Source organism: Mediterranea massiliensis, assembly GCF_900128475.1.
Lineage (GTDB): Bacteria > Bacteroidota > Bacteroidia > Bacteroidales > Bacteroidaceae > Bacteroides > Bacteroides massiliensis_E.
The window spans coordinates 114,904-138,111 of sequence record NZ_LT635839.1; the positions used below are offsets into that span (position 1 = coordinate 114,904).

24 protein-coding genes and 1 tRNA gene are annotated in these 23,208 nt (G+C 53.7%); 7 read left to right on the plus strand and 18 right to left on the minus strand.

All coding sequences use genetic code 11. The annotated features are described in order from the left end of the window. From BQ7483_RS13990 to BQ7483_RS14015, 6 genes are all read right to left on the minus strand, one after another. Positions 1-214 (minus strand): plasmid mobilization protein (locus tag BQ7483_RS13990; RefSeq protein WP_407657222.1); only part of this gene is annotated, 214 nt, incomplete at its 3' end. Positions 215-372: 158 nt separating this feature from the next. Beyond that, positions 373-1,302 carry a toprim domain-containing protein gene (locus BQ7483_RS13995; protein WP_072544091.1) on the minus strand — a complete coding sequence of 310 codons (930 nt, stop codon included), beginning with the start codon at positions 1,300-1,302 and terminating at the stop codon, positions 373-375. Positions 1,303-1,468: 166 nt separating this feature from the next. Beyond that, positions 1,469-2,542, minus strand: a complete 1,074-nt coding sequence (locus tag BQ7483_RS14000) for an AAA family ATPase (RefSeq protein ID WP_072543639.1) — start codon at positions 2,540-2,542, stop codon at positions 1,469-1,471. A gap of 5 nt (positions 2,543-2,547) precedes the next feature. After that, positions 2,548-2,835 (minus strand): helix-turn-helix domain-containing protein, encoded by a 288-nt coding sequence (locus BQ7483_RS14005; RefSeq protein WP_072543640.1) that lies wholly within the window; start codon positions 2,833-2,835, stop codon positions 2,548-2,550. A 233-nt stretch (positions 2,836-3,068) separates the two neighbouring features. Beyond that, the gene (locus BQ7483_RS14010) at positions 3,069-3,977 is read right to left on the minus strand and encodes a hypothetical protein (RefSeq protein WP_072543642.1); all 909 of its coding nucleotides are present in this window, start codon (positions 3,975-3,977) and stop codon (positions 3,069-3,071) included. 240 nt (positions 3,978-4,217) lie between these two features. Beyond that, positions 4,218-4,301: transfer RNA gene (locus tag BQ7483_RS14015), tRNA-Leu, on the minus strand. Between the two features lie 161 nt (positions 4,302-4,462). Here BQ7483_RS14015 and BQ7483_RS14020 point away from each other — a divergent pair. Continuing rightward, complete coding sequence (locus BQ7483_RS14020; protein ID WP_022020288.1) at positions 4,463-5,548, plus strand: mannose-1-phosphate guanylyltransferase; 1,086 nt, start codon at positions 4,463-4,465, stop codon at positions 5,546-5,548. Positions 5,549-5,640: 92 nt separating this feature from the next. Here the strand turns inward: BQ7483_RS14020 and BQ7483_RS14025 are convergent, their stop codons facing one another. From BQ7483_RS14025 to BQ7483_RS14035, 3 genes are all read right to left on the minus strand, one after another. Beyond that, positions 5,641-6,033, minus strand: coding sequence for an HIT family protein (locus tag BQ7483_RS14025; RefSeq protein WP_022020287.1), 393 nt, complete (start codon positions 6,031-6,033; stop codon positions 5,641-5,643). A 55-nt stretch (positions 6,034-6,088) separates the two neighbouring features. Further along, the gene (gene greA / locus BQ7483_RS14030; protein WP_022020286.1) at positions 6,089-6,553 is read right to left on the minus strand and encodes a transcription elongation factor GreA; all 465 of its coding nucleotides are present in this window, start codon (positions 6,551-6,553) and stop codon (positions 6,089-6,091) included. 204 nt (positions 6,554-6,757) lie between these two features. Continuing rightward, a complete protein-coding gene (locus BQ7483_RS14035; protein ID WP_022020285.1) occupies positions 6,758-7,912 on the minus strand; it encodes a thioredoxin-like domain-containing protein in 1,155 nt (384 codons plus the stop codon). Positions 7,913-8,117: 205 nt separating this feature from the next. On the opposite strand from BQ7483_RS14035, the gene pnp reads away from it, so the two are divergent. From pnp to BQ7483_RS14050, 3 genes are all read left to right on the plus strand, one after another. Further along, the gene (gene pnp / locus BQ7483_RS14040; RefSeq protein WP_022020284.1) at positions 8,118-10,289 is read left to right on the plus strand and encodes a polyribonucleotide nucleotidyltransferase; all 2,172 of its coding nucleotides are present in this window, start codon (positions 8,118-8,120) and stop codon (positions 10,287-10,289) included. Between the two features lie 204 nt (positions 10,290-10,493). Then, a complete protein-coding gene (locus BQ7483_RS14045; protein WP_022020283.1) occupies positions 10,494-11,615 on the plus strand; it encodes an ATP-binding protein in 1,122 nt (373 codons plus the stop codon). Positions 11,616-12,912: 1,297 nt separating this feature from the next. Further along, positions 12,913-13,611, plus strand: a complete 699-nt coding sequence (locus BQ7483_RS14050) for a response regulator transcription factor (RefSeq protein ID WP_072546321.1) — start codon at positions 12,913-12,915, stop codon at positions 13,609-13,611. Positions 13,612-13,734: 123 nt separating this feature from the next. Here the strand turns inward: BQ7483_RS14050 and buk are convergent, their stop codons facing one another. Then, a complete protein-coding gene (gene buk / locus BQ7483_RS14055) occupies positions 13,735-14,817 on the minus strand; it encodes a butyrate kinase (RefSeq protein ID WP_072546322.1) in 1,083 nt (360 codons plus the stop codon). 47 nt (positions 14,818-14,864) lie between these two features. Next, positions 14,865-15,794 (minus strand): phosphate acyltransferase, encoded by a 930-nt coding sequence (locus BQ7483_RS14060; RefSeq protein ID WP_022020279.1) that lies wholly within the window; start codon positions 15,792-15,794, stop codon positions 14,865-14,867. A 432-nt stretch (positions 15,795-16,226) separates the two neighbouring features. Between BQ7483_RS14060 and BQ7483_RS14065 the strand changes: the two genes are divergently transcribed. The 3 genes from BQ7483_RS14065 (at position 16,227) to BQ7483_RS14075 (ending at position 18,668) form a co-directional block, all read left to right on the plus strand. Further along, positions 16,227-17,156: a S66 peptidase family protein gene (locus BQ7483_RS14065; protein ID WP_072546323.1), complete on the plus strand. Its 930-nt coding sequence runs from the start codon at positions 16,227-16,229 to the stop codon at positions 17,154-17,156. 63 nt (positions 17,157-17,219) lie between these two features. Next, positions 17,220-18,227 carry a M20 family metallopeptidase gene (locus tag BQ7483_RS14070; RefSeq protein ID WP_022020277.1) on the plus strand — a complete coding sequence of 336 codons (1,008 nt, stop codon included), beginning with the start codon at positions 17,220-17,222 and terminating at the stop codon, positions 18,225-18,227. 18 nt (positions 18,228-18,245) lie between these two features. After that, a complete protein-coding gene (locus BQ7483_RS14075) occupies positions 18,246-18,668 on the plus strand; it encodes a SufE family protein (RefSeq protein ID WP_072546324.1) in 423 nt (140 codons plus the stop codon). 73 nt (positions 18,669-18,741) lie between these two features. Here the strand turns inward: BQ7483_RS14075 and BQ7483_RS14080 are convergent, their stop codons facing one another. The 7 genes from BQ7483_RS14080 to BQ7483_RS14110 form a co-directional block, all read right to left on the minus strand. Continuing rightward, on the minus strand, positions 18,742-19,785 hold the full coding sequence (locus BQ7483_RS14080) for an IS110 family RNA-guided transposase (protein ID WP_072544395.1): 1,044 nt from the start codon (positions 19,783-19,785) through the stop codon (positions 18,742-18,744). 340 nt (positions 19,786-20,125) lie between these two features. Next, positions 20,126-20,335, minus strand: a complete 210-nt coding sequence (locus BQ7483_RS14085) for a helix-turn-helix domain-containing protein (RefSeq protein ID WP_021848832.1) — start codon at positions 20,333-20,335, stop codon at positions 20,126-20,128. A 12-nt stretch (positions 20,336-20,347) separates the two neighbouring features. Beyond that, the gene (locus BQ7483_RS14090; RefSeq protein ID WP_139247668.1) at positions 20,348-20,794 is read right to left on the minus strand and encodes a hypothetical protein; all 447 of its coding nucleotides are present in this window, start codon (positions 20,792-20,794) and stop codon (positions 20,348-20,350) included. 21 nt (positions 20,795-20,815) lie between these two features. Then, positions 20,816-21,043 (minus strand): hypothetical protein, encoded by a 228-nt coding sequence (locus BQ7483_RS14095; RefSeq protein ID WP_021848834.1) that lies wholly within the window; start codon positions 21,041-21,043, stop codon positions 20,816-20,818. Positions 21,044-21,057: 14 nt separating this feature from the next. Further along, positions 21,058-21,528: a DUF2975 domain-containing protein gene (locus BQ7483_RS14100; protein ID WP_072546326.1), complete on the minus strand. Its 471-nt coding sequence runs from the start codon at positions 21,526-21,528 to the stop codon at positions 21,058-21,060. 19 nt (positions 21,529-21,547) lie between these two features. After that, positions 21,548-22,231, minus strand: coding sequence for a DUF2975 domain-containing protein (locus BQ7483_RS14105; RefSeq protein WP_072546327.1), 684 nt, complete (start codon positions 22,229-22,231; stop codon positions 21,548-21,550). Continuing rightward, positions 22,228-23,031: a CPBP family intramembrane glutamic endopeptidase gene (locus tag BQ7483_RS14110; RefSeq protein ID WP_235847372.1), complete on the minus strand. Its 804-nt coding sequence runs from the start codon at positions 23,029-23,031 to the stop codon at positions 22,228-22,230. Before BQ7483_RS14110 ends, BQ7483_RS14105 begins: the two co-directional genes overlap by 4 nt. Positions 23,032-23,208 lie beyond the last annotated feature (177 nt).

Consider the following 23,208-nt stretch of genomic DNA (forward strand, 5'->3'; position numbering starts at 1 on the left):
GGGTGTCCGCGTCCTGCCTGTTCAGCCGGGGCGTCACCTGCGCCGCCACGACCGCCTGCCGCACGTATTCGCTGACACGCATCCCGGCTTCGCCCGCCCGTTTCCTGACAGCGTAATACTGCAATTCGGTCAGCTTCGTGCTGACCACCCTTCTCTGCTTGTCTATCCGGCTCTTTGCCGGACGACCGCCCGGTTTGTTCCTTGTATCTGTCATACACTCTTGTCTTTAGAAGTTGTCTTGAAAATTGCGACCGACGGGAGCGGTTTCCCCTTTGCCGGGGCAAAGCAAGGCAGTTTCGGTCTACCGAAACATAACCTTGCTTCCCCAGAAAACCGATGCACCGCCGGAAGCCTCGCCTCACTCCGCAGGGCTTAGATTCCCCTGCCTTTCTTCCGCTCCCGCGCCGGATTCTGTCCGTTTTTCTGCTCCTGCTTCCTGCCGCACAAGTAGTCGTTCAAGTCGGAATATCCCCGGTAGTTGTGCGAGAAATCACGCACCCGCCAAGTATATTCCGCAGCGATGGCTTGCGTTGCCCGGAAGCCTGCCGCATCGTTGTCGAGCAGGCAGTGGATGCGCTCATACAGCCCCAATGCGTCAATGGCTTTCGGCACGTTGGCGGTGGAGTTGAGTATGATGTAGTCCTGCCTGTCAAGGTTGGGCATGACGGGGCAGTTCTTCACCCGGAGCGTGAGGAACGAGAGGTAGTCCATGAACCCCTCGAACACCAGGCATTTTTCCCTCTGTTCCCCTTGTTGCCGGATGTGGGTGATGTCCTTCGGCGCGATGCAGCCCTTGAAGAAGGAGTTGCGCACCTCATAACCACCCGCCACATTCGGGAAACCGATGGCGAAGTAGGGCTTGCCGTTGTGGGTGAAGCGCAGTTCCCTGCATTCTCTTTTCGCCAGTTCGGTGTCGATGCCTCGCCCCTGCAAGTAACGGAGCAATGCCGGATGGGTGAGGTCGCGGACTTCCAACTGCCGGAAGCTCGGCTCTGACCTTTGCTGCCGAAAAGAGAAACTGACCGGGCGGACGAGCGGAGCCTGTTCCCCCATCCGTTCCAAGAGGTACGGCACATGGTCGGAGCCGTAGAGTTCCCCTGCCAGCGCAATGATGTTGCCGCCCTTGCCCAGCCCGAAATCATACCATTTATTAAGGTCGGTATTGACCTTGAAGGACGCTTCGGTTTCCTCCCGTAGCGGTGACTTGTACCAAAGGTTTGCCCCCTGCCGCTTGACGGGGGAACAGCCTAAGCTGTGCAGATAGTCTGCAATGGATATTTTCTTTGCTTCTTCGATGTTCATACCATAGTCTTTTAGAGTGTCCGTTGAAGGAATCATTGAAAAGTGGCAGTCCCGTTTAGTCCGTCATATATATGCCCGTACCATACCAAACCTGCCTGCTGCCGATACCGGGAAACAAGCAGTCCGTTCCGCTTATATATATGCCCGGACTAAACCGGACCTGCGCTTAATAGTGGAAGTCGGGATTATAGCGGTAGCCCTTGCCCTCCTTCACAATCATGCGCTTTTTTACAAGGAATTGGTTCAGCGACACGAGGACATTGCGCCCGCGCTCATAGCCGATGCTCGCGTAACCCTGCTTCAATGCCGCTATGACATTGGCATAGCCCTGCACGGTGCGTTTGCCGAAAGCGTTCTCCAACGCCGTGCGGTGCTGCTGCTCGGTCAGTTCCGTTAGCGGGAAAGTTTTGTCCGGCTTGGACTGCTGGAACACATAGCCCTCCACGACTTCGGGCAGTGCGCTGTCGTTGATGCGGAAGGCAAACGGCTCGAAGTCACGGTCGCGGATGTGCATCGCCTTCACTTCGCTGATGTTGCTGTCCTGTGCGCTCTTGGTGACTTGCAGGACGGTTTCCGCCTTGTTGTTCAGTTCCGTGCCGATATGTCCTCTCACATTATCATCCCCTTTGTTCAGGTGCAGCACGGTATGGATGTGCAGGTTGTACCCGCTTGACCAGCGCATGAGCAGGTTTATCAGGTCGGTCGATTCGCCCGGGCTGTTGATGTCGTACATCAGGTCGCGGATGCCGTCAATGATGAGCAGCCCCACGTCGGGCATGTTCTCCAGCATGTAGCCGATAATCCGCTTCCGCATGTCGGGTGTCTGTTCCCGGAGCACGATGAATACAAAATCGTCCCGGTCTTGGTCGGTAGGCAGTCCGGCAAGCCGCAGGATGCGTTCCATCACCTTGTGGCAGTGGTATTTGCTCTGCTCGGTGTCCACGTAGAGTATCTTCCGTTTGTTCGGCGGCAGGCACGCCGAGTAGTGCAGCACCTCGTCGTTGGTCAGTGCCGCCGCTACGATGGCGGAAATGTTGAACGTCTTCTTGCTCTTGGCTTTGCCTGTGGACGCGCTGAAATTGCCCAGCGTCCCAATGGTGGAGCCATTCACCCAAAGGATTTCGGGCGGCACGTCGTAGGTGTCCGTCACTTTCAGGTGGATGCTCTTCCAAAGGGCTGCGAAGTCCTCCTTCTTCATGGCGGAGGGCTGCATGGCTTCTGTCTTTCTTGTACCTTCCATAACCGTTATTTCTTTAATGGACGGTTAAGGACATACTTCTGCGCTTCCTGTTCTATCTGCCCCTTGGTCTTTACCGGGTTTTGGCGTAGCCATGCCTCCAGTTCGGACTTCTCGAAATAGAGCATCTTCCCCTGCGGCTTGTAGTGGGGAATCAGGTTGCCCGAAGTCAGCTTGTAGAGATAGCTTTTCGACAGGCAGAGGAATGCGCTCGCTTCGTCGAAGCTAAGCACATTCTTGGTCATAAACAACATTCTTTCGAGTTCTTCCACTCGCATTTCCAAAGTCTTTTCCATATTGTCTTTAACTTTTCGGTGATACAATATGAAGGTGCGCACCCTCGTTTCTTTTTTGATGGGGCAAAAATCGGCATCTTCCAAAACTTCAACACACAAGTTACGGGTAACTCACGTGAAATATTTTCTGTTTTGACCTATGCAGACGTACCGCATCGTTTTGTTAACGGGGGCAAAGTTAAGGGCTTGGAAATGAAGACTAATTGAGCTTTGTTTGACCGCTCAGACTATGCTCAACCTTTTTGCAGTTGCTTGATGTACTTGTCTATGATTTCGTATCCTTTCGGGTAGATGCACTTCACGTTGTCTGTCGCGCTCGACAAGTCGCTGCGTGTGAGGTGCTTGTCCTTTATCTTGGCAAGTACCAGCCTGTTGTTGGCAATGACGGACTGCCATTCGTAAGCGATGTAGTTGTAGCAGCTAAGCTGCATCATCAGATAAGCCAGCAGGCGGTTGTTGTTGGACTTCAAGACCCCGTTCAGCTTGCAGGCGAAGAAGTCTGAAAGGATTTTCTGTGTGACAGTTGTCGTGAATATATGCGCTTCGTTGGCGCATTCGACCAGCAGCTTGATTTGTTTCGGGGTGAGGACGGATTTGAAAGGATTGGATTTCCCCACTATTTTAATCGGCTCGGATTGTGCCTGTGCTTCTTCCTTAGGCTGTCCTTCCTGTTCGGTCGAAGGTACGGATGTTGCGGCATACTTGTTTTCTAACTGTTGGAGGTACTCCAAATATTGGGTTTGCACGACAAAGCGCACAAGGGAGGAAAAGAACGGAAGCTGTTCATCGTAACATGTAGGTGATTGCAGGTATTCATCTATATTGAAAGAGGAGCATTGAAAGGATATGTACTTTTTCCGCCCTTCAAAGGGGAGGTTTTCAAAGAATCCGCTTTCCCACAGGAAATCGGGCATCTGAATGTCGGAGCGGATATTGTGCAAAGCCCGGTTCTGTTGACATAGGGACACAATGCTTTCCGTAGCATTGAAAATCTCCTGACGGATGTGGTCTCTCATTTGTTCTTCCGTCAGGTATTCGCGTTTTAGGGCAAGCGCACTGGTTTTCATCCCATATTCATGCGCAACACATCGGTCAAGTATCTGTTGTATCTTTCTGAAATTGGCTTCTCTTATATCTTCCATACTCATTTGTGCATTAAAATCGGTTCAGGTCGCAAAGATAAGGCTTGAATACCGTTTTCAGCGCAAACAAAAGCAGGAGAAAGGAAGAAATATGCAGCATATTCGTTAAGAAAACATAAATAAGGAGTGCCAAAACCACGAAAGTACACGTTTCCTTTCTTTTCGTCAGGAAGTACGCTTTTAGTACGCCCTGGGAAAACAAATAAGGCTGATAATCAGTCGATTATCAGCCTTTCTATGTACCCAGACCCGGGGTCGAACCGGGATGGAAGTGAATCCACTGGTGTTTGAGACCAGCGCGTCTACCGATTCCGCCATCTGGGCATGCCATTGATTTCTCAATTGCGGTGCAAAGATACGAGTTTTTTCGTTACCGCCAATACTTTGATGAAAAAAATCAAGAAAAAACAGAAAACATCCTGCAAACCTTCGTTGTTTATAAAATATAGTGTACTTTAGCGGAAACTTTAAAAACAACAACAATCATGGCAATAAACAAAGACAACTTCTGCGTCATCATGGGTGGAGGAATCGGCAGCCGCTTCTGGCCGTTCAGCCGCAAGACGCTGCCCAAGCAGTTCCTCGACTTCTTCGGAACAGGCCGTTCGCTGCTCCAGCAGACGTTCGACCGATTCAAAAAAATCATACCGACCGAGAACATCATCGTTGTCACCAACGCCCTCTACGCCGACCTCGTGCGGCAGCAGCTCCCCGAACTGAAAGCGGAACAGATTCTGCTGGAACCGGCCCGCCGGAACACGGCTCCCTGCATCGCCTGGGCCTCGTACCACATACGCGCCATCAACCCCAACGCCAACATCGTGGTGGCTCCCTCGGACCACCTCATCCTGAAGGAAGAGGAATTCCTGACCGCCATCGAGAAGGGACTGGACTTCGTGGCCGGAGACAACAAGCTGCTGACCCTCGGCATCAAGCCCAACCGCCCCGAAACAGGATACGGCTACATACAGATAGCCGAACCGGCCGGAGAGAACTTCTACAAGGTGAAGACCTTCACCGAGAAACCCGAACTGGAGCTGGCCAAGGTGTTTGTGGAAAGCGGTGAGTTCTACTGGAACTCGGGCCTGTTCATGTGGAACGTCAACAGCATCATCAAGGCCGGTGAAGAGCTGCTGCCCGAACTGGCCGCCAAGCTGGAGCCGGGAAAGGATGTCTACGGCACGCCGGACGAGAAACGCTTCATCGACGAGAACTTCCCCGCCTGCCCCAACGTGTCCATCGACTTCGGCATCATGGAGAAGGCCGACAATGTCTACGTGTCGCTGGGCGACTTCGGATGGTCGGACCTCGGCACCTGGGGCTCGCTCTACGACCTCTCTGAAAAGGACGAGGAAGGAAACGTGACGCTGAAGTGCAACTCGCTGTTCTACAACAGCCACGACAACATCGTCGCCCTGCCCGCCAACAAGCTGGCTGTGGTCGAAGGCCTGGAGGGCTACCTCATCGCCGAGTCGGACAACGTCCTGCTGATTTGCAAGAAGGACGAGGAGCACGCCATCCGCAAGTACGTGAACGATGCCCAGATCAAGATGGGCGAAGACTATATCTAAGGGAAAAAGAACAAACCGATACCTACAGGAAAGGGGCGGCCCTCATGCGGGCCGCCCCTTTTTTCGGTTATCGTCGAAGGAGGTTAGGAGTCTCAGAACGCTGTGCGGATGGCCTCGGCCACAGCCTTGAACTCTTCATCCGTCAATGTCAGCTTGGGGTTGGAGAAGAGCATGTCCTTCTCGCTCTGCATGGGGATGAGGTGGATGTGTGCGTGAGGCACTTCCAGTCCCAGTACGGCCATGCCCACCTTCTTGCAGGGGAACGCCTTGCCGATGGCCAGCGCCACCTTCTTGGCGAAGACATGCAGGGCGGCCAGCTCCTCGTCGGGCAGGTCGAAGATGTAGTCCACCTCCCGCTTGGGGATGACCAGCGTGTGTCCCTTTACCAGCGGATTGATATCCAAAAATGCGAAGAAGCGGTCGTCCTCGGCCACTTTGTAGCTGGGTATCTCGCCCGCTACAATTCTACTGAATATACTTGCCATAACAATACTTATTTATAAAAAACAAGGCAAGCCATCTGCATGGCCTGCCTTCCGTTTAAAATGATATGTTCACTACTTCGAGTTCGATCATGCCCTGCGGCACCTTGATCTGGGCAACCTCGCCCACCTTCTTGCCGAGCAGTCCCTGTGCGATGGGGGTGTTCACCGAAATCTTGCCTTCCTTCAGGTTGGCTTCGCTCTCGGACACGATGGTGTAGGTCATCTTCATGCCGTTCTTCACGTTCTTCAGTTCCACCTTGTTCAGAATCTGCACGGAGTCGGTCTTCAGCTTGGACTCGTCGATGATCTTGGCGTCGGCAATGACAGCCTTCAGCTTGCTGATCTTCATTTCGAGCAGTCCCTGCGCCTCCTTGGCGGCATCGTACTCGGCATTTTCGGACAGGTCGCCCTTGTCGCGTGCTTCGGCAATGGCTGCCACCACCTTCGGACGTTCTACCGTCTCCAACTGTTTCAAATCGGCCAACAGCTTGTTGTAGCCTTCTTCTGACATATAAGCCATACTTTTTCCTCCTTTTATTATTCTAAATTGATAGTTTGGTTTTATTAGGTATCATATAAACAAAAAAGAATTCCAACATGTTTGCCATGCTGGAACCCTCTTTTCCTATTTTCTTTGCAAAGATAGTGCTTTAAACAATATGCGTCAAGTCGTAAACGCTGTTTTGTAACATATTTAATGGAGTTCTCTCCATTTTATAACACATTACAACAGCTTCTGTACAGCCGCATCCAGGTCCTTGATGGTCTCGCCGCGGGCGCTGAGCTCGTTGTTGCGGTTGATGAGGAACAGCGTGGGCAGGTTCTGCACGTTGTAGGAAGTGGCGATGGACGAGTAGATGCCGTTGGCGTCGCGCACGCAGATCCAGGGCAGGTTGTCGGCCGTGGTCTTCCAGTAGTGTTCGTCGGCATCGAGCGACACCTGGTAGATTTCCAGTCCGCGGGAAGCGTACTTGTCATAGAGGTCGCGCAGCATGTAGTTGTGGCTGGCCGACACGGCGCTCTGGTAGACGGTGAAGTCCAGAATCACCACCTTGCCCTTGAGGTCGGTCAGCTTGTGGGCGTTGCCCTTCATGTCGCGCAGGTTGATGTCGATCACACCGGTCTCGGTCACCTGCACCTCGTCGGGCAGTTCCACCGTCTGCTGCTGGGGCGTGCGCGTGTTCTTCATGCCCTTGATGACGATGTTGTAGAGGTTCTTCGAGCGGTCGGCGTGCGGATAGAAGTTGTTCAGGCTCGTGGCTACGGCGGCGAAGCACTTGATGTCGTCACGGCTGTTCAGCGGGTCGAATATCAGGTAGTTGTTCACCTTCTGGAACAGGGCAAAGTAGGCGGCTGCCGTGTTGGGGGCCGCAAAGATATAGTTTATCTTCACCTCGTCCTTGTAGCGTTTCATCAGCGACGTCAGGCTGTCCTGGAAGACGTCCACGCCCAGCGTATGGTTCTGCATGGCCTGGTACAGTCCGTCCACCTTGTTCTGCAGGTCCAGCTGCTTGAGCGACAGTTCCTTGATTTTCTCGCTGTTGGCCGAGCCCTCTACGGTGTAGCCCGTGGCGAAGTCGGGATAGGCGGCGTGGATGCGGATGATCTCGGTCGAGTCGACGGAGAAGTTGATGATCTTGTCGTCTATGCGCAGGCGGTAGAACTCGGGCGACTCGGGACGGGCTCCCTTGAAGCTGAAGGAACCGGCCGAACCCAGCTTCACCGAGTCGAGGGGAACAATCCCTTCGAGGGCCGAAGCCTCCAGATAGAGCATTTTGCCGTCGGCGTCCTTCACATCGCCTTCCACTTTGAATTTCGGTTCAGAATCACATGCACCCAGGGCAGCGGCCACGAGTGCCATCACGAATAATTTCTTCATATAGTCAGTGCGTTTATTTTTCAGAATGAACGTGCAAATATACTTGTTTTCGCCGTTAGTCAAAGCATTTTCGGCCCATCTTCCGCTCCAAAACCTTAAAAAAAAGTAGAAATGCAAACTTTTATACTCATTTCCACCGCGTTAAGTGAATTATTTCACTATCTTTGCGCGAATTTTGAAAGAAAATAGATATAAAAGTTTTTTTATGATTAACCCAATTGTTAAGACGATCGAGCTTCCTGATGGCAGAACCATCACGCTCGAAACGGGAAAGCTGGCAAAACAGGCAGACGGTTCTGTAATGCTCCGCATGGGAAACACCATGCTGCTGGCTACTGTTTGTGCCGCAAAAGACGCAGTTCCCGGAACAGATTTCATGCCGCTTCAGGTAGAGTACAAAGAAAAATTCTCCGCATTCGGACGTTTCCCCGGCGGCTTCACCAAGCGTGAAGGACGCGCGTCGGACTACGAAATCCTGACCTGCCGCCTGGTAGACCGTGCTCTCCGCCCCCTTTTCCCCGACAATTTCCACGCCGAAGTATATGTGAACATTATACTTTTCTCGGCCGACGGCGTAGACATGCCCGACGCACTGGCCGGTCTGGCTGCTTCGGCCGCACTGGCCGTATCGGACATCCCCTTCAACGGCCCCATCTCTGAGGTACGCGTAGCGCGCATCAACGGAGAGTTCGTCATCAACCCCACCTTCGAACAGCTCGAACAGGCCGACATGGACCTCATGGTAGGCGCCACTTACGAGAACATCATGATGGTGGAAGGCGAGATGAAGGAAGTGTCCGAACAGGACCTGCTGGCTGCCCTGAAGGCTGCCCACGAGGCCATCAAGCCCATGTGCAAGGCACAGATCGAACTGGCCGAAGAGGTAGGTTCCACCGTAAAGCGCGAATACTGCCACGAGGTGAACGACGAAGACCTGCGCAAGGCCGTACACGATGCCTGCTACGCCAAGGCCTACGCCATCGCCAGCGAAGGCAACCGCGACAAGCACGCCCGTGAAGACGCCTTCAACGCCATCTGCGAAGAGTTCAAGGCTCAGTTCACCGAAGAGGAGCTCGAAGAAAAAGGCCCGATGATCGACCGCTACTACCACGACGTGGAGAAAGAGGCCATGCGCCGCTGCATCCTCGACGAAGGCAAGCGTCTGGACGGCCGCAAGACCACGGAAATCCGCCCCATCTGGTGCGAAGTGAGTCCCCTGCCCGGCCCTCACGGTTCGGCCATCTTCACCCGCGGCGAGACGCAGGCGCTGGCTACCACTACCCTGGGCACCAAGCTCGACGAAAAGATTATCGACGACGTACTGGTTCACGGCAAGGAACGCTTCCTGCTGCACTACAACTTCCCCCCGTTCTCTACGGGCGAAGCCAAGGCACAGCGCGGCGTAGGCCGTCGTGAAATCGGCCACGGCCACCTGGCATGGCGTGCGCTGAAGGGACAGATTCCCGCCGACTATCCGTACGTGGTACGCGTCGTTTCCGATATCCTCGAATCCAACGGTTCTTCCTCCATGGCTACCGTATGCGCCGGCACGCTGTCCCTGATGGACGCCGGTGTGAAGATCAAGAACCCCGTATCGGGTATCGCCATGGGCCTCATCAAGAACCCGGGCGAAGAGAAATATGCCGTCCTCTCCGACATCCTCGGCGATGAAGACCACCTGGGCGACATGGACTTCAAGGTAACCGGTACGAAGAACGGTATCACCGCCACCCAGATGGATATCAAGGTGGACGGTCTGTCCTACGACATCCTCGAGAAAGCCCTGCTGCAGGCCAAGGAAGGCCGCGAATACATCCTGGGCAAACTGACCGAGTGCATCGCCGAACCGCGTCCCGACCTGAAGCCGCACGCTCCGCGCATCGAGACCATGACCATCCCCAAGGAGTTCATCGGTGCTGTCATCGGCCCGGGCGGAAAGATCATCCAGGGCATGCAGGAAGAGACAGGTGCCACCATCACCATCGAGGAAGAGGACAACGTGGGCAAGATCGAGATTGCCGGTACCAACAAGAAGTGCATCGACGATGCCATCCGCATGATCAAGGCCATCGTTGCCGTACCCGAAGTAGGCGAAGTCTACAAAGGCAAGGTACGGTCCATCATGCCCTACGGTGCGTTCGTTGAATTCCTGCCGGGCAAGGACGGTCTGCTCCACATTTCCGAAATCGACTGGAAGCGCCTCGAGACGGTCGAGGAAGCCGGTATCAAGGAAGGCGACGACATCGACGTGAAGCTGCTGGACATCGACCCGAAGACGGGCAAGTTCAAGCTGTCGCACAAGGTGCTTATCCCGAAACCCGAAGGCTACACGGAACGTCCCGAAAGACCCAGAAGAGAAAAGAAATCCAACAACTAACCATAGAATTCCTTTTCTATAACCCAACGCAAGAGGGTGCCCGCTACGGCGGAGCACCCTCTTCTTGTATAGGCAATGTCCGCGGCATCCCCAAGTCCGGGAAATCATCAAATTCAACCGAATTTAGCGATTACAATCACCAAATTCGGCCAAAATTGGCGATTATATCCGAAAAAGACCTATATTTGCAAAAATTGCCAGCCCATGATACAAAGAATTCTTGAAGACAAAATCATAGCGGACTTCCGCCGGAAGAAGGTCATTGTCATACTCGGAGCCAGACAAGTGGGTAAAACGACGCTGCTTTCCCGACTGCACAACGAACGCCAAAAGGTTCTCTTTCTGAACTGTGACAACATCGACGACGTGATGGATCTTGAAGGTAAAACTTCAACGGAACTGAAAATGCTGTTGTCGGCATACGACATTGTATTCATAGACGAAGCCCAGCGTGTGAAAAACATCGGACTGACCCTAAAAATAATCGGTGATCTGAAAATGGATACGCAAGTCATCGTAACCGGCTCTTCGTCGTTAGACATGGCCAATGAAATCAACGAGCCCGCAACCGGAAGATTGCTGGAGCACAACCTCTATCCTCTTTCTCTGTCCGAATTAGCCCAGAGTTCTTCGGAGAGAGAAGAACAGCGACTGTTGGAGCAACGCATGATTTATGGTCTGTATCCCGAGGTGGTGAACGAACCGTCGGACGCCAAGCGGACACTGGTGACTTTGGCCAACAATTACCTCTACAAAGACCTGTTCGCCTACAAAGGCATCAAAAAGCCGGACGTCATTCAAAAGCTGGTAAGGGCACTGGCCCTGCAACTGGGCAGCGAAGTCTCGTACAACGAACTGGGCAACCTGCTGGGCGTGGACAAAGGAACCGTCGAGAATTACATCAGCCTGCTCGAGAAATGTTTCGTCATATTCCGCCTCGACTCCTTCAGCCGCAACATGCGGAATGAAATCAAAAAAGGAAAGAAGATATACTTCTACGACAATGGCATCAGAAATGCCGTCATCTCCAACTTCGCACCGCTGGAGCTAAGAACAGACGCAGGAGCTCTGTGGGAGAATCTGATGGTCAGCGAAAGGGTGAAGCACAATTCATACGCCTCCAACTTTGCAAATCTTTATTTTTGGCGTACCCACGAACAACAGGAAATCGACCTGATCGAAGAAGAAGACGGCAAGCTGCGCACGTTTGAATTCAAATGGAATGCCCATGCCAAAAGTTCTCTGCCAAAATCGTTTGCAGCAACCTATCAGCATGTCACCTACGAAGTGATAACCCCCGGTCATTTTTGGGAATTTGTGAGATAGACGACCACACACTCCCCCTAAAATGACGTTCCCCAAACTGCAAGAGCGGCATAGTTCCTTCCCCGAACAAGGCCGCTTCCTGCCAAGAACAAGCCCGCTTCCCAGGCAAAACTATGCCGCAACAAAGCGAGGAAACAGACGCACGGATTCTCGAAGTTACAATTTTTTACCTCCCGCAAGGGAGGAAAACAGGCGTATTTGGGTTCTACTTTGGGTCCAGGGTTCTTTTAAGCCTTCCCGAGCGCGCAAAAGCCCATTCAGAAAAGGATTAAAATACTAATATTCAGATGATTAAGAAATATCATCACGTATACCATCCCCAATAGCCATGGGTATGCATGAACCTATAAAAAATCAATGGAAACAGCCGATGAATGTAAATAAATATTCATATCGCCTCCGCTCTACCTCCCATACGGAGCCTTCTTTCTCCCATATCTTTCGCTACCCATTCTCATCCACCCTCCGATTCAAGACAACCGGAGTACAGACCTGCCACAACATTCCTTACTGCCAAACAGCTTCTCCCAAGAAAGAAAAAGATTTTTCTTTACACAAAATCATTTTCCGAAGACTTTTTACGCAAAAAACAGGGTTTAAGTGAACCCATGAACCTATTTGAACCCTAACCTTTAGAAGAAAGCGTTCCAATACCACGATATAAATCTGTAAATCATATATATACGAAATCATCACAGTATTTTCTCTTGTTGAAAAACAAAATGGGATGTCGGGGAGTTCCACACTCGTACCATTGGAAACAGGAAGTAATTTAAATAAACATAATAGGTATATATATATATCCGCTGCCGTCCAAGGAAAGCCACGGCTTCAGTATCTCAAAAACAAAAGCGGATACAGCGTCGGGGAGTCTCAAAATAGAGGTCTCTGCAACGGGGGGGGGACAAAATAGGGGTATCTGTGGCTCTCCTCCTTCCGGAAGGAGGAGTACCCGATAGGGGAGGTGGTAGGTGAATACATAACGCGTTGATTGATAACCTTTCGAGAAAACCTACCACCCCGCCCTTTGGGCACCCCTCCTTCCGGAAGGAGGGGAGTTGAATAGCCTCACTTCATTTTGACACATCCTCGTCGCAGAGACCTCTATTTTGTGACATTCCCCCGTGTTTTTCTTTTGCTGGCGTGTGCTGGATCCCGCATCGAGTGCGGGATGACAAAAGGTCAGCGTTTCTCCCTTGCAGGAGGCGGCTCGGCATAGTCAAACTGAAAAACCACGCTTTTCATTTGCCTCTGCTTTCGACTTTCATTATCTTTGCCAAAAAAACAGACAGAGACCATGATCAAGCTACTCCTGGTAGAAAACGACCCCAACCTGCGCTACGTGGTGCAGTGCGGACTGGTAGACATCATCGGCGGCTACGACGTACAGACAGCCACCAACGGCGAAGAGGGCCTGCAAGTGTGGGCCGCCTTCAAGCCCGACATCATCATCAGCGACATCGACATGCCCGTGATGGACGGCTTCGAGATGGTGCGCCGCATCCGCGAGACCGACACCGAGACACCCATCCTGTTCGCCTCGGCCCTCACCTCGCCCAAAGACGTGAGGTACGGTTACCAGGTGGGCGTGAACAACTACGTGAAGAAGCCCTTCATCGCCGACGAACTGGATGCCCACATCCACGCCCTCCTGAAGATGACGCAGGGCACACACATGCGCCCCGAGACCGGTTTCTGCCAGTTCGGCCCCTACACGCTCGACACCGAGCACAACACCCTGCGCGACGACCGCACCGGCCGCAGCCAGACGCTGACCGTCACCGAGGCCAAACTCCTGCACATCCTGGCCCAGAACAAGAACGAAACCGTGCGCCGCGAAGCCATCCTGAGCCGCTGCTGGAACACGGAGGACGACTACTTCGCCTCGCGCAGCCTCGACGTCTTCGTCTCCAAGCTGCGCAAGCTCTTCGAAGCTGACGCCGACATTGAAATCAAGACCGTCCGCGGCGTGGGGCTGATGCTAGTAGTGAAATGAAAAGAAACAATCTGTTTACCCTGCGCAAACCATTCGTTTGCCCAGCCCAAACAACCCGTTTGCCCAGCTTAAACGGTTCACTTAAGCTGGGCAAACAGACGCTTTAAGCTGGGAAAATTCCTTCTATTGATACACCTGCACCTCCAGCTCGCCCCGCAACGCGCCCAGTGCATTCAGGGCCAGGGCTTCCAGCTCGTCTTCGCCGGGATAGACGCGGACGGGCGCCAGGAAGGACACACGCTCCTGGAGGCGCGAGGTGATGTAGTCCGAATGGGCGATGCCGCCCGTCAGCAGGATGGCGTCCACCTGTCCGTAGAGCACGACCGCCGCCGCCCCCACACTCTTCGCAATCTGATAGATCATGGCGTCCAGCACCAGCCGGGCATGCTCGTCGCCCTCCTCGATGCGCTTCACCACGGCCTGCACGTCGGTCGTGCCCAGATGGGCCGCCAGACCCGCACGGCCCGAGATGCGTTTCTTCAGCTCGCTCTGCGAGAGCTTACCGGAGAAACAGAGGTCGATGAGGTCGCCCGCAGGCAGGGTACCGGCCCGCTCGGGCGAGAAGGGACCTTCGCCGTCGAGGGCGTTGTTCACGTCCACGCAGCGGCCCTTGCGGTGGGCTGCCACGGAAATGCCGCCACCCAGGTGGCAGACAATCAGGTTCAGGTCTTCGTAGCGCACGGGCCTGTCGGGCTGCTCCGCCGTCCGCTCGGCGGCATAGCGGCGGGCAATGGCACGCTGGTTCAGGGCATGCCAGATGGTGATGCGGGGCGTGAGGGGCGAACCCGTGACGCGGGCCACCTCGTCCAGCTCGTCCACCACGCCGGGGTCGGCGATGAACGCCCGGCAGCCGGGCAGGGCATGGGCCAGTTCGGAGGCTATCAGGCAGCCCAGGTTGCAGGCATGGGTACGCATGGCGTGCATGCAGTCGTTGATCATGGCATCGTTCACCTCGTAGACGCCGCCGGGGATGGGCTTCAGCAGGCCGCCCCGCCCGATGATGGCGTCGAAGGCAAAGGGAATGCCCTCGTGCTCCAGCTCGGCGAGCACCAGGTTCTTGCGGAACTCAAACTGGTCGATGACACGCGGAAAGTGCACCAGCTCGTCGACGGAGTGGCGCAGCGTCTTGACAAATACAGGCTTTTCGTCCTCGAAAACGGCCATCTTGGTCGAGGTAGAGCCGGGGTTGATGACTAATATCTTCATAAGAATGGTGAATGTTGAATGACAAATGCGGCAACGTGAGTCACTTCCTATGGTTCATTCATGTCCTGTCCGCTGCTCGTGAGGCATGCCATGGCAAGGCTGTAATACTTGGACAGGCCGCTGTCGCTGCGCGAGGGCAGCACCACGGGGCAGACGGGGCCCTGGAGTAGTCCGGCCATGTCGGCATGCGAGAAGAGGGAGACGGCCTTGTAAAAGGCGTTGCCCGACTCGATGTTGGGGAAGATGAGCACGTCGGCCTCGCCGTTGATGGGTGACACAATGCCCTTGATGTCGCCGCTGGTCTTCTCGCAGGCTGTCTTCACGTCCAGCGGACCGTCGATAATGACGTTGCCGAACTCGCCCGCCTCGGCCAGCTCGACGATGTTCACGTAGTCCAGCGAGTGGGGGAACTTGGCGCTGACCTTCTCGGTGCAGTGTATCAGGGCGATGCGGGGCTGTTCAATGCCGAAATGGTGGCACGCGCGGATGGCATACCAGATCATCTCGATGCGCTGCTGCAACGTGGGCCGCGGGATGACGGCGGCGTCCGAGAAGAACAGCAGTTTGTCGTACGTCGGTATCTGCATCACGGCCAGGTGGGTCAGCACCTTGCCCTTGGGCAGCAGGCCGTGCTCCTTGTCGAGGATGGCCCGGAGCAGGTTGTCAGTGTTGATGATGCCCTTCATCAGGATGTCGGCCCCTCCCGCACGCACGATGCGCACCGCCTCGCGGGCCGCCTCGTCGGAGTCCTCGATGTGGATGGTGCGGACGTAGTCGGGATACCGCTTCAGCGAGGGATATTTCTCGAGAATGGCCGAATCGCCGATCATCAGAAACTCGGCAATGCCCTCTTCCAGCGCCCGGGCGATGGCATACTCGGTATTGGGATCGTTGGCGCAAACCACGGCAACGCGCTTCCTGCGGTTCAGTGTCTTCAGGTGTTCCGTCAGTTGGTTAAAGTTTCGTATAGGTTTCATGACGTTAGATTTTCAGCAAATATCTGAAAAAATGTCGAGAAATCCAGCATCTGTTCACCTGTTTTTGCAGTTGCTACATAACATTTTGACAACAGCCTCTCTTTTTCACCTCAGAATTTGCACCAGGAGTGACCACAGATTATGAAGAAAGTTCGAGCCTGTCACCACAAAAAAAGAAGCAGATACAGCGTCATCCCGGCCTTGAGCCGGGATCCAGGCCCTTGCTTTTGCTTGTGTGTATTGGATCCCGCATCAGGTGCGGGATGACGATATGCCAGTGCTCCTTCATTTCGGGCCTCTCCGCTCGCCTTTCGCTATTTTTAAATAAAATAGGATACGGCTCGGGATAGTCAAACTGAAAAACTATGTTTTTCGTTTGCCTCTCCGCTCGCCTTTCGCTATTTTTGCAGCGACATAGATTGATGAACGTATATGGACAAGCTGATTATTCCCCCTTACCTGCACGAAGGCGACAAGGTTGTCATCCTGTCGCCCTCCAGCAAGATAGACAAGGCATTCCTGAAGGGAGCCGTCAAGCGGCTGACCTCGTGGGGACTGCGCCCCGTACTGGCACGCCACGCGGGCAGCTCCCACGGCACGTATGCAGGCACCGTCGGCCAGCGGCTGGAGGACCTGCAGGCAGCGATGGACGACCCGGACACGCGGGCCATCCTGTGCAGCCGCGGCGGATACGGAGCGGTGCACCTCGTGGGCAAGCTGGACTTCAGCCGCTTCCGGGAGTCGCCCAAGTGGCTCATCGGCTTCAGCGACATCACCGCCCTGCACAACCTGTGGCAGCGGGAGGGCTTCGCCTCGCTGCATGCGCCCATGGCACGCCACCTCACCGTGGAACCCGAAGATGATTTCTGCACCCAGGCCCTGCGAGACATACTGACCGGAGCCATCGTCGCGCCTGAAGGAAGCTTCAGTTATACCTGCGACGCCCACAAGCTGAACCGCCGCGGTACAGCCGAAGGCACCTTGCGCGGAGGCAACTTCGCCGTCTTTAACGGACTGCGCGGCACACCCTACGACATCCCCGCCGACGGCACCGTGCTCTTTATAGAAGATGTGGGCGAACGACCGCACGCCATCGAGCGCATGATGTACAACCTGAAGCTGGGCGGCGTGCTCGAACGCCTGTCGGGCCTCATCATCGGCCAGTTCACCGAATACGAGGAGAAGAAACAGCTGGGCAAGGAGCTCTACGGCGCCCTGGCCGAGCTGGTGAAGGAGTACGACTATCCCGTCTGCTTCAACTTCCCCGTGGGCCACGTCCCGATGAACCTGCCCCTCATCAACGGCGCGCCCGTCCGGCTGGACGTCGACAGGAAGGGAGTGAAACTCACCTTCAAGCTGTAGCCCCCCGTTTTTCTCCAGTCAGCCAACAAGATTTCCCCAATCAGAAAAAAAGAATATCCCAAGATGAAAAGAAAACAATGCACCCTCGCCTCCCTGCTCCTGCTCATGGTCGTGGCCGCTGTGGCCTGCGGCAACAAGAGCAACTCCGGCAGCCGGGACGAAGATACGGCCGAGACCTCTACCGTCAACGTCCCCCACTTCAACGCCGACAGCGCCTACACCTACGTACAGGCACAGGCCGACTTCGGCCCCCGCGTACCCAACACCGACGCCCACCGGGCCTGCGGCGACTACCTGGCCGCCAAGCTGGAGCAGTTCGGCGCCAAGGTCTACAACCAGTATGCCGACCTCGTGGCCTACGACAACACCATCCTGAAGGCCCGCAACATCATCGGCGCCTACAACCCCGACAGCCGCCGCCGCGTGCTGCTCTGCGCCCACTGGGACAGCCGTCCCTATGCCGACGAGGACAAGGACCCGGCGAAGCACCAGACGCCCATCCTGGGTGTGAACGACGGGGCTAGCGGCGTGGGCGTGCTGCTCGAAGTGGCCCGCCAGCTGCAACAGCAGGCACCGACTATCGGCATCGACATCATCTTCTTCGACGCCGAAGACTACGGCACACCCACCTTCTACAAGGGCCGCTACAAGCCGGATACCTGGTGCCTGGGTTCGCAATACTGGGGACGCGTGCCCCACGTGAACAACTACAACGCCCGCTTCGGCATCCTGCTGGACATGGTAGGCGGCAAGAACGCCACCTTCTACCAGGAAGGCTTCTCCAAGCGCACGGCCGGCAAACAAGTGAAGAAGATCTGGGACGCCGCCCACCGGCTGGGCTTCAGCAGCTTCTTCCCCAAGGAAGACGGGACGGAGGTGACGGACGACCACCTCTACGTGTACAACCTGCGCAAGATTCCCTGCGTAGACATCATCAACTACGACCCGAAGTGCGACACGGGCTTCGGCGACTTCTGGCACACCACGGACGACAACATGGACGTGATAGACAAAAGTACCCTGACGGCCGTGGGGCAGACAGTGCTGGAAGTGATTTACAACGAGAAATAAACTTTAAAAGCTAAAGATATGACCATCAACGAAATGCAAGACGAAGTCATCGCTGAGTTCAGCGACTTCGACGACTGGATGGACCGCTACCAGCTGCTCATCGACCTGGGCAACGAACAGCCATCCTTGGACGAAAAGTACAAGACCGACCAGAACCTGATAGAAGGCTGCCAGAGCCGCGTGTGGCTGCAGGCCGACGAAAAGGACGGCAAAGTCATCTTCCAGGCCGAAAGCGACGCCCTGATTGTGAAAGGCATCATCGCCCTGCTCATCAAGGTGCTCTCGGGCCACACTCCCGACGAAATACTGGAAGCCGACCTCTACTTCATTCCCCGCATCGGACTGCAGGAGCACCTCTCGCCCACCCGCAGCAACGGCCTGCTGGCCATGGTGAAGCAGATGCGCATGTACGCACTGGCGTTCAAGGCAAAGGAAAGCTGACAAATGGAGGAGGAATAAACTGTCTCAAAATAGAAAGGCATACAAAACACAATATCATCCTGTTTTCTATGATTTACGCAAATGTAACAACATCTTTTTGCAATAAGTTAACACAACTTGTAGGACTTCCCTTCACATAGTCCCAACAGAAAGGTGTTTTGTTGCGTATGACAGCGAACAGTCGATGTATTGTTTTATTGCGTATGTTATTGACTATGAATCCGAAGGGTTTTCCTTCCGCTTTTTTTCTCTGTGCATACTCCTTTGTCCGGGGATTATGTGTTAACAACGAGAGTGCACCTTGTGTGAGCAGGGAATTGACATAACGGTTCGATGCCTTGCTCACTCTGGGCTTCTTGTTGATACTTGTGCCGGATGAATGTTCATGGGGAACACATCCCGTATGGTTGGCATACTGGCGGGCGCTATCGAATCTCGTAAAGTTTCTCGTATCCAGAATGATGGCTGATGCTGTTACCCACGATATGCCGGGGACGCTGAGCGCCAGTTCCGTATTTTCCTTGAACTCGTCTTCTTCCATTAGAGTTTCACGTATCTCTTTCTCCAAGGACTTGACGGACTCCATAATGGCTTTCATCACTTTCCGAAGGGCTTTGGATGCTTCGGAGGAGGCCTTTGACGTACTGCCGGAGAAATTGCGTAATTTGACCTCACATTCCTTCAGCATTCTTCTTGTCAGATGGAGTTCCCGCAATTTTTTCAGACCTTTGTCGGGAAGGGTGCATCCCTTTGCCTTGTCACGGTGCCGGCAGGCGTATTCGGCAATCATGCGCGCATCAAGTCTGTCCGTCTTGCTGCGCTGTATGCCGCTGCTCAACTTGATCTGAAGCGGATTCTCCAGCCAAAACAAATATTTCCTTTGGGTGAAGCATTCAACGACCTCCATGCTGTACATCCCGGTATTTTCACCGCAGAACAGGAAATCGGCCGCTTTCAGCCCCTTGTACAGACTACGTAGGCGGCCTGTCATCTGGGCACATCCCTTGCGGCTGTTTTCTACCTCGCCTTCCTGAAGGATAGACATACTTTCACTTTCCATGCAGCAGTAATTCATTTTTTCCTTGCTGAAATCAATTCCAATGATTAACTTTGCCATATTCTTTAATTTTTAAACAGGTCAGCTACAACAGCCGTGAGCCATCTCCCTTAACTACCATTACCTTTAGGGTAAAAAGGCAAAGTTTTCTATGTGGCTTTTTGACTGTTAACTGCAAGGTCCAAAACAGAATATAGATTTTATCTGGAACGAGCATGGTTTACCTTGCAGTTGGCTGGTCTGTTTCTTTCACACAACAAAAGTAATCATTCCAACCGTATTTCCTTTTATTGCGCAAATCTAAGGGAACGTAGTGAAGGATCTCAATACACAAACAACTGATTTCGAGATTCTTCACTACGAATGACAAAATGCTAACACTTTTCTATTTCGAGGCTGCCTATTCCTCCTCCCTGTACTCCAACAAATCTCCCGGCTGGCAGTCGAGCACCTTGCAGATGGCTTCGAGCGTGGAGAAGCGGATGGCCTTCGCCTTGCCTGTTTTCAGGATGGAAAGGTTGGCGGGAGTGATGTCAATCTTCTCCGCCAGCTCGCCCAGCGTGATTTTCCGGCGGGCCATCATAATATCCAAATTCACTACAATCGGCATAGGCAAGAGAAATTAAATGGTCAGGTCCTGTTCTTCCTTCAGCTTCACCGCACGGCGGACAATCTTGCCGACAAACTGCAACAGGAAACCGAACAGCAGGATGGTCATCCAGTCCAACGAATAGTTCCAACTGTCGCTCAAAGCATCACTCTTGCGAACAATAAAGTTGCGTATCAGCATCATCAGAATGATGAAATAGCCACTGAAATCCAACGAATTGGCAGTCTTATGGCTCAACAGATTGCGGCAATCCAGTCTCAGGATGTTCACGCAAAGCACCACCAAAGCCAGCAGGTTGCAGACATATGCCCAACCCTGCAGCCGTCCATCACCCTCTGCCTGTATCAGGTCAATTATATCCGATAGTAATAAAACGATTGCAAACAATACAATACATACTACCCAAAACAGGGTGCCCATGCCCTTGTAACGCTGATACCAACTCTTTAATCTCTTCATAACTGTAGTTCTCCTTTTTTATTATGCCAACCACGTGGTGTGGCGCCTCGCCCAGCGGTGATACAAATACGACCAACCATAAATCCAGACCACCGCTCCGAAAATACGGATAAACCTGGCGTCTTTATCTACCCACAGGTTCATCACCAGAAAAAACACGAACGACGCAACCATCAACGTCAACAGAAGAAAACCGATGTAGCAGATACCTGCCACCCATTTGCGGTCTGTATGAAAAATACTGCTCATGCGTGCCTCCTACTTTAAATGGTCAAGTCCTGTTCTTCCTTCATCCGTATGCCGACCTTGAACAGGCAGGCGATGAAAAGGAAGAATACGCCTAACAACAGATAAATCATCGGAATGGTATTCCCAGCCTGCGTATCGGACAAAAAGGCATTGAATATCATCTGCAAGATGCCGTTGCATTCCAGCACTACCCCGATGGTCATAATCAGATTTGAATTCCGTTTGGTGAAGACCAACCCTTTCTGCACGTTGCGCAGCATCAGATAAATGAGTACGCTGCATATGGCCATCGCCAACAACGTCACATTCTCGGGCAGCAGCTTTACAATCAGGTTGTCGGTATCGTCCTTCCCCAAATCATAGCATAAGTTCAAATTGCGGAAAAAGACGAAAAGCAGACAGCTGATGCACACTACCATCAGACAGTACATCACAAACTCCAGTTCTCCTTTCGAATTCTTCTTTATTCCGAATATACCTTTCATATTCCTATCTCCTCCTTCCTTAAATTGTTAAATCCTGCTCTTCCTTCATCTTCAGCCCGATGGCAAAGACTTCCGCCACGATGAGGGCTATCAGTCCCAGCAACAGGTTCGTGACTTTGACCGAGTCGGAGAGTATCAGGTCATAAGACTTCAGCGCGAAGGCCTCGCGCAGGCTGCAAAGCGACAGATATTCGGGCAGCAGCACGCAGACAAAGCCCACAATCAGCAGCACGCCCAGACGGCGCAGGCGACGGACGTTGCGCCAGTTGAAGATGTCCGAACGGTTGACCGACACCACCAGACGGATGAACAGTACCAGTGCCCAGACATTCGCCACCAGCACCAGGAGACCCATCAGCGTGGATGCCACCTTCTGCCAGACAGGCGTCTCAACCGGTACGCTGACCATCAGGTTGGTATAAGCCATCGGGACGTAGCAGCCCGTCTTCTCGTTGCGTACCGAGTCGGTGAACAGGTCTCCCTCCCATTCATCCAGAAACTTGGGAAGCACGGAGACCGTCTGCAGGTTGCTCACCCGCTCCAACTGGACGCTGTTTCCGCCTTCCAGCTTCTCGCGCGCAGCGTCCATCCCCATCTGGACACCCTTTGTCATGCCCAGCCCCATGTAATAGACCGACACGCCTACCGACCAGCCCATCACCAGCAGGACGATGGCACAGAGTATGTTCAATCTTCTTTTCATAATTCCTCCGGTTTAAAATGATTCTGCCTGCGCAACAGCCAGGCCATCGAAAGTATCAGTACCACTGCCGACACAGCCAGCAGCACCGCATAACCCGTACTGCCCAGCAGCTCGCCCGCCGTCTCCACTTCGGGATACGCACGCATCAGATAGACCGACAAGCCGTTGTTCAGGATATGAATGAGAATACCCGGCAGAATGCTGCGTGTACGGGCGTACAGCCAGGCGAAGAAGAACCCCGAGATGCAGGCTCCCACCACCTGTGCCGGATTGATGTGGATGATGCCGAACACCAGGCCCGAAACCAGTATGGCCGTCGTGGGCTTATATCGTTTCAATAATTCGCGGGTCAGTACGCCGCGGAAGAACACTTCTTCGACCACCGGTCCCAGCACCGCCATGCAGAGCACGCCCAACCAACCGGTCTGAAGCGTCTGGAACGTCTGCTCCATCCAGTCGGGCAAGAACGTGAGCTGTGCCACCAGGAAGTCGGCCCACACGATGAGCGAAACGCCCGCCAGCAGGGCGCCTGCCGTCCAGCCCGCAGAGACGGGCGAGAACATCCGGCCGAGGTCCGTCAGATAGCCCGCCTTCCACACGAAGACGGCAATGAACACAAAGCCCAGCAGCATGGCCGGAGCCATCACCTGAGCCTGTGCCGCAGCCATATCGAGCGTGCCCGTCGTGGCAAACTCATAAATCATCACGCAGGGCGCGGCCACCAGCGAGCCCAATATCTGCAACAGATAATAAATCAGGATTAATTTGACAACGGTCTTCATGGCGTATTTCTCCTCCATCCATTATTAAATGCCGGCTATCAGCCCGCTAACAAACGCTACCAAAATGGTGAACAACATAACCAAGACCGTGATACACATGCTAACTGCTTTCATAACTCAAACCTTTTTTAGATGATACAATTTCTGTTTTTCAATAAGCATTTATCGTTTTTCGATATGCAAAGAAAGAATGTT

Bases quoted from the DNA above. Each gene is read 5' to 3' on its own strand.
- BQ7483_RS13995 (WP_072544091.1), bottom strand. From the start codon at position 1,302: ATGAACATCGAAGAAGCAAAGAAAATATCCATTGCAGACTATCTGCAC.
- BQ7483_RS14000 (WP_072543639.1), bottom strand. From the start codon at position 2,542: ATGGAAGGTACAAGAAAGACAGAAGCCATGCAGCCCTCCGCCATGAAG.
- BQ7483_RS14005 (WP_072543640.1), bottom strand. From the start codon at position 2,835: ATGGAAAAGACTTTGGAAATGCGAGTGGAAGAACTCGAAAGAATGTTG.
- BQ7483_RS14010 (WP_072543642.1), bottom strand. From the start codon at position 3,977: ATGGAAGATATAAGAGAAGCCAATTTCAGAAAGATACAACAGATACTT.
- BQ7483_RS14020 (WP_022020288.1), top strand. From the start codon at position 4,463: ATGGCAATAAACAAAGACAACTTCTGCGTCATCATGGGTGGAGGAATC.
- BQ7483_RS14025 (WP_022020287.1), bottom strand. From the start codon at position 6,033: ATGGCAAGTATATTCAGTAGAATTGTAGCGGGCGAGATACCCAGCTAC.
- greA (WP_022020286.1), bottom strand. From the start codon at position 6,553: ATGGCTTATATGTCAGAAGAAGGCTACAACAAGCTGTTGGCCGATTTG.
- BQ7483_RS14035 (WP_022020285.1), bottom strand. From the start codon at position 7,912: ATGAAGAAATTATTCGTGATGGCACTCGTGGCCGCTGCCCTGGGTGCA.
- pnp (WP_022020284.1), top strand. From the start codon at position 8,118: ATGATTAACCCAATTGTTAAGACGATCGAGCTTCCTGATGGCAGAACC.
- BQ7483_RS14045 (WP_022020283.1), top strand. From the start codon at position 10,494: ATGATACAAAGAATTCTTGAAGACAAAATCATAGCGGACTTCCGCCGG.
- BQ7483_RS14050 (WP_072546321.1), top strand. From the start codon at position 12,913: ATGATCAAGCTACTCCTGGTAGAAAACGACCCCAACCTGCGCTACGTG.
- buk (WP_072546322.1), bottom strand. From the start codon at position 14,817: ATGAAGATATTAGTCATCAACCCCGGCTCTACCTCGACCAAGATGGCC.
- BQ7483_RS14060 (WP_022020279.1), bottom strand. From the start codon at position 15,794: ATGAAACCTATACGAAACTTTAACCAACTGACGGAACACCTGAAGACA.
- BQ7483_RS14065 (WP_072546323.1), top strand. From the start codon at position 16,227: ATGGACAAGCTGATTATTCCCCCTTACCTGCACGAAGGCGACAAGGTT.
- BQ7483_RS14070 (WP_022020277.1), top strand. From the start codon at position 17,220: ATGAAAAGAAAACAATGCACCCTCGCCTCCCTGCTCCTGCTCATGGTC.
- BQ7483_RS14075 (WP_072546324.1), top strand. From the start codon at position 18,246: ATGACCATCAACGAAATGCAAGACGAAGTCATCGCTGAGTTCAGCGAC.
- BQ7483_RS14080 (WP_072544395.1), bottom strand. From the start codon at position 19,785: ATGGCAAAGTTAATCATTGGAATTGATTTCAGCAAGGAAAAAATGAAT.
- BQ7483_RS14085 (WP_021848832.1), bottom strand. From the start codon at position 20,335: ATGCCGATTGTAGTGAATTTGGATATTATGATGGCCCGCCGGAAAATC.
- BQ7483_RS14090 (WP_139247668.1), bottom strand. From the start codon at position 20,794: ATGAAGAGATTAAAGAGTTGGTATCAGCGTTACAAGGGCATGGGCACC.
- BQ7483_RS14095 (WP_021848834.1), bottom strand. From the start codon at position 21,043: ATGAGCAGTATTTTTCATACAGACCGCAAATGGGTGGCAGGTATCTGC.
- BQ7483_RS14100 (WP_072546326.1), bottom strand. From the start codon at position 21,528: ATGAAAGGTATATTCGGAATAAAGAAGAATTCGAAAGGAGAACTGGAG.
- BQ7483_RS14105 (WP_072546327.1), bottom strand. From the start codon at position 22,231: ATGAAAAGAAGATTGAACATACTCTGTGCCATCGTCCTGCTGGTGATG.
- BQ7483_RS14110 (WP_235847372.1), bottom strand. From the start codon at position 23,031: ATGGAGGAGAAATACGCCATGAAGACCGTTGTCAAATTAATCCTGATT.